Here is an 8,249-nt window from a genome sequence, read left to right on the forward strand (position 1 = left end):
AGCTGACTGGCGCATCCCGCTCGCCCAGCTCAGCTTCAGCGCCGTCCCCGGGGTGCTCGAGCACCGCTACATCGCGACGGGAGCCTCGGAGTCCGAGCCGCTGCCTCCGCGCGAGGTCAACCTGTGTATCGATCCAGTCACGCTCGGGCACCGCGTTTCGTTGCTCCTCGGGGTACGGCTCGGGCGTGGGGTGTCCTCAATGCCGGTCGGCACGCGTCCTGTGCCGCTCGGGTGGCTGCGGACGGACGCGCCGCTGCGCGCGTTGCTCACGTCCAGCACCGTGCGGACCGCGTTCGCGGCCGATATCCGGTTTCAGCTCCTGGGTCCTGAGGCTGGGGGCATGCGTTGGGAGTCGGGTTTCCTCTTCGACGACATGCGGATTGCCATCCCCGTCGCGGATCCGTCCAAGCTCGAGGAGGCGCCGCTGCTCGTTGGGGAAACGGCCATCCAGTTCCGCTGGCGCACCTATGAGGTGGGCGCGGGCTCCCGTCTGCAACTCCTCCCAGGTATGCACGTGGCGACGGGGGAAGTGCCGGGGTTCACCGCGCTTGCTTTCCGCGTCCTCGCGGCTCCGAATGATGTCCCCACGCTCCACTTGTCGAGCTCCTTCGTCGAGGTCCTCGTCCGCTGCCAATGGGGAGAGTTCCTGCAGGACTCGCGAGCCCCCGCACCTCCTGGTCTCGCACGGGTGTTCGGCTCCTCAGCGGGTGATGTCGTCTTCGGCTACACGGGGGAGTCCCGTGAGGACACCTGGGACGAGCACTACCTGCTGAATGGCTTCCTCGAGGTGAAGGACCTCGTCTCCTGGCCCGTGGGCATGACCTTCGATGCCACACGCGCGCAGCTCACGCTGCCCGCCGCGCGCGCCGCGTCGTCGCTCGAGCACTTGCGGCATACCCTCCGCATCCTGTTCGACCAGCACGCCATCCCGCCGGGGACGCTTGAGACGAGCCCAGGCGACCTCTTGTTCCAGCTCGCTCCCGGCAAGAGCTGGCAGTTTCTTGCCGTCGTGGAGCATCAGCTCGTGGATGTGCTCCCCGGCGCGTCGTTCACCGCGCCCACGCTCCGGAACGACCGGCGCTGGGTCGTGGTGCAGGAGGTCCGTTTCCTCGCGCCAGCGAGCCTCAAGGCCAGTTTGCTGGCCCAGGAGACAGAGGCCCTTCAGCTGCAGACCCCCGTGGGAGGGACCGCGCTCATCGGCAACTCCGCGTATGGCTATCTTGGCTCCGGGATGCGCTCCCTCCTGGCAAAGGGGACCCCTTCCGCCCTGGACGCGCTGCCCGCGGGCACGATGCTCGTGGAGGCGAGCGCCATCCATTGGTTGAAGGAAGTCCCCGTGGGAGCCTCGGCGGCCACGGCCTTGCAATACCTGCCGAGTGGCACGCAGCTCGCGACGCTTTCTCGTCCCGAGGACTACGCGCCGACCGATCCGCGGGATCCGGCCTGGTTGCTCCTCCAGATGCCCTTCGTCGGGCGCATGCAGAACCAGAGCCACGACGCGCTCGAGCCCACAGCCACGCCACCTCCGCTGCTGCAGATCGACCCGGTACTCAATCTTCACCGGAGACGCTCGAGTCCCTCCGTGCTGCCGCCGCTCGTGCTCGCGCTGACCGCTTGGGCAGAGTCGACGCCAACGACCGTGACATTCTCCAGCTTCGATGCCGCAGTGGGCCGCACGTGGTCGCGGCTGGATCCACGGGCACTGGAGGAGAGCTGGTTTTACGTCCAGAAACCCGTGTTCGAGCTGCCGCCTACGGGTCTCCAGAGCGTCCTTGCCTCGCTTCCCGACACTCCAGCTCGCCTCGGTCGGCCATCGACCCTTGGACTCCTCTACCAGGGACGTCGCAAGTTCTATCCGCCGAAGACAGATCCGGACGGTGAGACCTCGTGGGGCGATCTCACGGCCGAGCAGCTCGTCTGGCGGCCGGGACACCTTCAGGTTCTCCAAGCGGTCAGCAGCGTGTCTCCGGCGAGCACGCCACCGTATGGCTGGCTCGCGACCGGACTGCAACTCGCGAGCGGTCTCCTCAGGCGCACTGTGGCCAGCTCGTCAGCGACACGCCACCATGCGGCCGCGACCGTGCTGCCGCTCCTCCTGGCTGGCGCCCCGGTCCCGACGGCCCTCGCGGTGAGCCCGTTTCTGAGCCTGGAGTTCCGGCCAGCGCCACCGCTCTCCGAGACCGCTCTGCGCATCGTGGTGGCGGAGCTCTTGTGCCTGGATGCGGCAACGGGCCGCCTGCGCCCGGTCGCCAGCCAGAACTGGGAGCTCGGGGACCGCGCCGAGGTACGGAGGTTCGCCGCGACCTGGGCGCGCGAAACGCATCTCCGCCTCAGCCCCGCGTCGCCCGTGGCCGTGCTGCGATTCCGCGAGGTGAGCCAGAACGTCGGTCCCTCGATAGGGTCAAAGGCGGTCCTCGTCACGAGCTACGACTTCGGGCTCGTTCCTGGAATCCAGCAGCCGCGGACGCTGGCGAAGCGCGTGTTCCGGCTGCGCTCGTCCGTGGCCGAGCTCCGGTTCCGGGATGGGCGCTTCGGTGGTCGCGAAATCCCTTCCACCCTACGTCCTTTCGAGGTGGCCCCGCCGCAGACGAATGGCCTGCAGCCGATCCACCTGACCGCGCGCCCGGCGGCGCAGACCACGGGGACGGCTTGGCCGTGGGGTCTTTCGGCCCTTCGGACGAGCGTCCAGTACACCCAGGGCAAAGAAGGGGTGATCGGTCGGCTGGACGACTCCGGCACCGAGGGACTCTCGCTCTGGTGGCAGTCACTCCAGCACGGTGTGCAGTATCGCACTGGGCTCTCGGGAGAGCCCGCTGCTGGGCTGCCGCCGGTCTTCCGAGCGGGGGCGATCCGCAGCCTGCTTCCAGTCCTGCCGGATCCACCGCTTCCCACAGTGGATGCGGCGGCGATTCTGAAGAGCAGGGAGCCGCGGATCGCGCGCCACCAGCCCATACTCCCGGGCTCGGTCCGGACGACGTTGGTGGGCGCGCGGCCTGGCGTGTTCCTGTCCATGCGCCACCAACTCCTGCGTCAGAGCGGCATCACGTTGACCCAGGACCAGCCACAGAAGGCACTCGTGTCCGGCAGTGTGCCCGTGCAGCACCGCGCTCCTCGTCCCGTGCCGCTCCCTCCGAACCACGCCGATGCGCGCGATGCTGCACTCCGGCCATGGGCGAGCTGGTTCGAGCCGGATGTCGGGTTGCTCGCACGTACCTGTCCGGCCGATGAAGCGTTCTTCGCGGCCTCTGGCTCCGAGCCCGCTCACCGGCTCCAGATGAAGATCGTATGCCCCTCGCACGGTGAGATCCCCAGTGACTGGAATGGCTCCATCACCGTGGACGTGGCGCTCGACGGGCCGCTCGCGCGTATGGAGGAGTGGAAGGTCGCGCTCCAGATTGAGCGAGGGGGTCGAACCCTTCGTTACCCATCGCAGGAGCCGGCCACGGGCGGCCCTGGGCGGTATCTTTTCCAACTGGTGGAAGAGTCGGCCGAGGCTCAGATGCTGCGGGCGATCCTGCAGGATATGAGGGCGGGCGATGTGCTTGTGGTGAATGCGCTCGTCACGCGGGCTCAAGGAACCGAAGGGTTCCACCAGATGCTCACCTTGCCGTTCCGGCTCGTGGACGAGAAGGCGCAGCGGCTCCCGCTCGAGCCGTTCTTCGTTCTGTTCGAGGATCCGGAATACAACCGACAGATTGCCTCGTCCGCGAAGCATGCGACCGGGTTCGTGAAGACGATGGACAATGGCCAGCAGACCATCCACACAGTCACCCTCGCGACGGATCGGACCGAGTACAACGCGGATGGCCAGCTGGCGCTTCGCTACGACTGGGATGACGACACGGTAGGCCATTCGGCCTTTCTCTCGATCGAGCTCATTGATGCGACCGGGGTGTCGCGCCCGCTTCTCATTGGAACGGGTTTCGCGAAGCAGATCCCCGTGAGTGCCCGCACCCTCCGACAACTCTCGCTTCTCGATTTCTATGAGGGCCGCGAGCCGGTACGCCTCGCTGGGGGCGAGACGTTGTCCCTCAAGCTCACCATCAGACCGGGACCGCGGGGGGTTATCGAACCCATCATCATCGTGCTGACGGTGGACGTCGCCATCGAACCGGTCACCCCCGCTCCCCAGGCAGCCTATGCGTTGCTCAGACGTCAGGTGATCGAGGGGCGTACCCAGGTGGAGTGCGTTCGGTTCGCGTGGAGCCCTCCAGCGAGCAGGATAGAGCTGGTCTGCCCGGATGACTTGCGCACCCAGATCGTGCGACGGCGGGCCGTGTTCCTGTGGACCGACACGGCTCGGGCCCTCGCCGCGACTGGCTACGCCGTGCAGAAGATCACGCTCACGGGCTCGACGCACTTCCCTGCGTTGAACGTGCTGGAGCGTGTCGACTGTGACCCGTGAGCAAATGGCTGTGCCCGGGGATCGGGGCAGCCCCGCCTACGCTGGACGGGGCTGCTTGCTGGGACTTCAGCTCGCCCCTCCAGCGGCGATGAATGCCTCTACGCTGGTTGGGTCTATCCGGAGGGCCCCCGATACCCGAACGTGCCGGAGCTGCCCTCGCTTGCAGAGGGCGTATACCGTGGCCGTGGAGACGGCGAGCCGCTCGGCCACCTCGCGCACCGAGAGCAGGCGTGTTCCCGTGGTCCCGGAGGAAGAGAAGGGACGCAATCACCAGGGACGTAATTAAACGGACGCGTTCGAACGCAGGCGAACACTTGAGTTCGATGACTCAACAGCCGCAAACGCCAGTTTTCAGAGGGAGAAAGGGTCGGTAGGACAGAGGAATCGAACCTCCCAGGGACATGTCTCCATGCCCCCCACCGGTTTTGAAGCCCTGGCCGCTGGGGAGTTGGACTTGGCGCTTGCAGTGGTTCGCGAGATGCTCCCACGTAGGCCTTGAGGCGCTCCAATCCCCGTGGCGCTAGCTCTGACGGGGATTTGTTGAAATGCAGGAGCCTCGCCCCGTCGAGCGGCGCACGCGGGCCCCTCCACGTCCCCTTTGGGCTGTCGTTCCAGGCTCTCCTCCAAGCGTCAACTACCCCGAGACAGGGGGAACGGCGCCCGAGAGGTTTCACAGGGTCATGCAGTGAATATGTCAGCCACAATGCGTTAAAACGCGCCTGCCCGTCTGTCTTGAAGACAGACAGGCATTCCCCTGCTCGTCCTTTGAGCGCAGATGAGGAACGGGCTAAAGCGCTTCGCATGCGGTGGACTGCGTGCACGCGACCCCGACCCATGGACGGAAGAGTCCAGGGTCATCCCACACGATACTGGCCCCTCTGGGGAGGGGATCCCAGAGCATGTAATAACATGCTCTCGGCAGCATGTTATCACATGCTCTCCGTTGCAAGCGGGCGGCACGTACAGCGGCTCTGCCTGTGCTTGTCTGCCTGCTGCTCGTTCGAGCGGCGATCGTTGTCAGGGGCCCCGGTGTGGGCGACGGCGCGGTGCCATTCGGTTGGCATAGCCACGCCGGTCTCGTGTGCTGAGCGGAGCCGATGTGGGTTCCGCGTCTGTACCTGCTGTCGGCGGCGAGTGATCCAACGGGAAATTGCTACGACAGGTCCTCGGAGGGCGCACACGGTCTCGTGTAGTTTTCGAAAGCGTCTAGCCAGAAGGTTCGGTCGGGCGTTCAGAGTGAAGCAGGTTCGGGACCGGTCTCGGCTGTGCGGAGCAATTCAGCAGCGACGGCGGAGATGGTTGCTGGTGCGAAACCAGGTTCAGCACGCAGATACGGCGCGGAAAGGGCAGGACGCGGAGGAGCCGCCATTACGTGTGCCCTGAGCGACAACGTCATGCCCTCTGCAGGAGGCAGGAGCCAACTGCTGGGTGGAGTGATTGGCTCCTGCGGGGTGGACTGGGCTGCGTTGCACGTGCTGTCTCAGTCGAATTGAAGCCCACGTAGGCATGAGCGTGATTGGGTTGCTCGGGGTGGTTTTGAAGGGGAGTTGCGACAGGTGATCGCATTTTCATCAAGAGAGGGGATTGTGAATACACGTGAGTTTGAGGTGGGAGTGAGATGTCGAATTCAAACAAATGCAGGGCTCCGTCGCGGGGAGGCTCCCCATCAACGGAGACGGTGCGCGGTGATGATGTGCTGAAGCTCAAGATGTCCTTCCCCTCTGGTAGCGAGGGGCTCGAATTTCCTGCGGCCTTTGTGCAGATGATTCGAATGATTGTTGAGGAGATGCAGTACACCGTGATGGAGCACGTCGTGCAGCGAGTGGTGGAGCGCGTGTGGGTGCGCTCCATGCTCGGCGACGCCATCGGTGTCCCAATCGAGATTGCTACGGAGGTGTTGAGATGTAAGGAATCGAAGATTTACGAACTCCTGGGGAACGGCTCGCTCAGGCGAGCGCCGAAGCATGGGAAGGAGACCCAGATTGAACTTGCCAGCATCAAAGAGTTGCTGGAGGGGGCTCCGCCCGGGAGGAAAGGTAAGCGAAAGAAGGGCAGCGGAGGCGGGGGCGGCTGGTCGAACGGAAGCGGAGTCGGACTGCCGGTAGGCGTGACGAGTAGAGTCACGCCTCCGCCGAGTAGCGCGGAGCATCCATCCCGCGCTCCAGGGGCGGAGATCCGCAAGCTGTCAATCTAGCCATTCGCGGATCGTTCGTTGTTCCAGCTCCACGGCAGCTTGGGATGCGAGGTGTGACGCGCTCAGGCTGCCGACTGGAGCGCTTGTGGGTCGTCGGGGTGCTCCAGCTTGAGAGGCAATTTGATCATGCTGGGCACCTTGCTGACGTCGTAGAACTTCTTCGTGGTCACCGTGGAGGTGTGACCGAGCACGGAAGCCACAAGAGCGAGGGGCACGCCCTTACCGGAGAGGGTGACTGCCTCGCCCGACTCCAGGCTCCAAGCGACGAAGGAGTGCCGGAGCTCTCCGACCAGGACGCGCGGCAGGCCTCGGGACTCACAGGCCACGCGGAGTCGGTGACGGACCTGATCCGGCGTCGGTGCTCCGTGCGCCTGGAGCCGCTGCGCCGCCGCGAGGGCCTGTGCGTCGAGCGAAAGCGTATGAACCCGGCCCGACTTGTGAACGAACTTCACCGTGCCGACGATGATCAGGTGTCCGGGCACCAAGCTGATCTTGCCCTCGCGCGCAGCGATGCGCTGCACCTCCGATTCATGGAGCCCGTGCTTCGCGTGCAGGAGCAGCACGTCGCGCGAGCCCTGGTCCTCAAGCGCTCGGTAGAGCACCTCGATGGTGGTCATCGCATAGCCCTTTTCGCGGATGGCCTTCTCGGGCCTGCTGGCGGGTACCGTCAGGGTGCGGCTCGGGTCATGGGCGGGGTCCATGAACCCCTTCTTGATGAGGTAGGAGCAGAAGGCCTTCAAGGCGGCGATCCGCTTCTGCTCGGCCGTGTTCCACTGGCTCAGGAGCTTGAGTACCTCGCGAGGTTCCACCTTGCGCAGGTCACGCCCCTGGAGCGCATCGGCCCAGGCGGAAAGGTAGTAGCGGGTATCCTTCCGGTACTTGGGTGTCCGGTCCTTGATGAACTCGAGGAACCGACCGACGAACGCCGCGTTGACGTACACGGCATCCGCCTCGTCCTGGAGGCGGCGAGCCTCGGCCTCCTGGCGGGATTTGTCCTCGTCCTCCTGGGCCTGCCGCCGCGCCTCGTCTCGCTGGGCACCTGGCGTCTTGTAGGAGGACGGGTCCTGGTCGAACAGCGCCAACTGCGCGAGGGCCTGGCGCTCGGTCTCGCAGTCGAGGACGATCTGGTAACGGTGCCCCTTCACCATTTTCCGGATCACCCATACTGTGCGGTTATCCTTGGTCTGGTACGTTCGGCCGCCGGCCCAGCTACCTGTCCAGTTGGGCATGTGCTGCTACTCCACGGGGTAGGAAAGTGGTACTGCGAGGAGGCTGTGAGGGGAGTTGAAGTGGGTACTTCAGAGGGGTCAGGAGTGGGTACCAAGCGCGGTGTCTGGGTGGGTACCGCGCGGCGTGGGTACCAGGTGGGTACCACAGGGGCTGCGGAAGGGCAAAGCGGGGGTGTTGGGTCGTAAGTTGTTGAAATTACTCGCGCACGAGTGGCGAAACTGGCAGACGCAGCGGACTTAAAATCCGCTGGCCCGAAGGGGCCGTCCGGGTTCGATCCCAGGCTCGTGCATTCCTAAGTGGTTGAAGTCACTGAGGATTCTCTCCCGTCCCGCGCCATGTGCCCCCAGTGTGCCCCTCGAGCGCGCGCACGGCGTCCTTCTTCACGTCCGGGCTGAGGTGGGCGTAGCGCATCGTCATCTC

Annotated in this window: 4 protein-coding genes and 1 tRNA gene; 3 read left to right on the forward strand and 2 right to left on the reverse strand. The window is 65.3% G+C overall.

Annotated elements, in window-relative coordinates; translation table 11 throughout:
• Positions 1-199 precede the first annotated feature (199 nt).
• Positions 200-4,405, forward strand: a complete 4,206-nt coding sequence (locus VF794_RS28420) for a hypothetical protein (RefSeq protein ID WP_331115763.1) — start codon at positions 200-202, stop codon at positions 4,403-4,405.
• A 66-nt stretch (positions 4,406-4,471) separates the two neighbouring features.
• Here the strand turns inward: VF794_RS28420 and VF794_RS28425 are convergent, their stop codons facing one another.
• Positions 4,472-4,624: a helix-turn-helix domain-containing protein gene (locus VF794_RS28425; protein WP_331115768.1), complete on the reverse strand. Its 153-nt coding sequence runs from the start codon at positions 4,622-4,624 to the stop codon at positions 4,472-4,474.
• A 1,474-nt stretch (positions 4,625-6,098) separates the two neighbouring features.
• Here VF794_RS28425 and VF794_RS28430 point away from each other — a divergent pair.
• The gene (locus tag VF794_RS28430; RefSeq protein WP_331115765.1) at positions 6,099-6,599 is read left to right on the forward strand and encodes a hypothetical protein; all 501 of its coding nucleotides are present in this window, start codon (positions 6,099-6,101) and stop codon (positions 6,597-6,599) included.
• Between the two features lie 62 nt (positions 6,600-6,661).
• On the opposite strand, the gene VF794_RS28435 is transcribed toward VF794_RS28430, so the two are convergent.
• The gene (locus VF794_RS28435) at positions 6,662-7,747 is read right to left on the reverse strand and encodes a hypothetical protein (protein WP_331115766.1); all 1,086 of its coding nucleotides are present in this window, start codon (positions 7,745-7,747) and stop codon (positions 6,662-6,664) included.
• Between the two features lie 285 nt (positions 7,748-8,032).
• Here VF794_RS28435 and VF794_RS28440 point away from each other — a divergent pair.
• Positions 8,033-8,118, forward strand: a tRNA-Leu gene (locus VF794_RS28440).
• Positions 8,119-8,249 lie beyond the last annotated feature (131 nt).

It is taken from the genome of Archangium sp., from assembly GCF_036389735.1.
GTDB lineage: Bacteria > Myxococcota > Myxococcia > Myxococcales > Myxococcaceae > Archangium.

Bases quoted from the DNA above. Each gene is read 5' to 3' on its own strand.
- VF794_RS28420 (WP_331115763.1), top strand. From the start codon at position 200: ATGCCGGTCGGCACGCGTCCTGTGCCGCTCGGGTGGCTGCGGACGGAC.
- VF794_RS28435 (WP_331115766.1), bottom strand. From the start codon at position 7,747: ATGGTGAAGGGGCACCGTTACCAGATCGTCCTCGACTGCGAGACCGAG.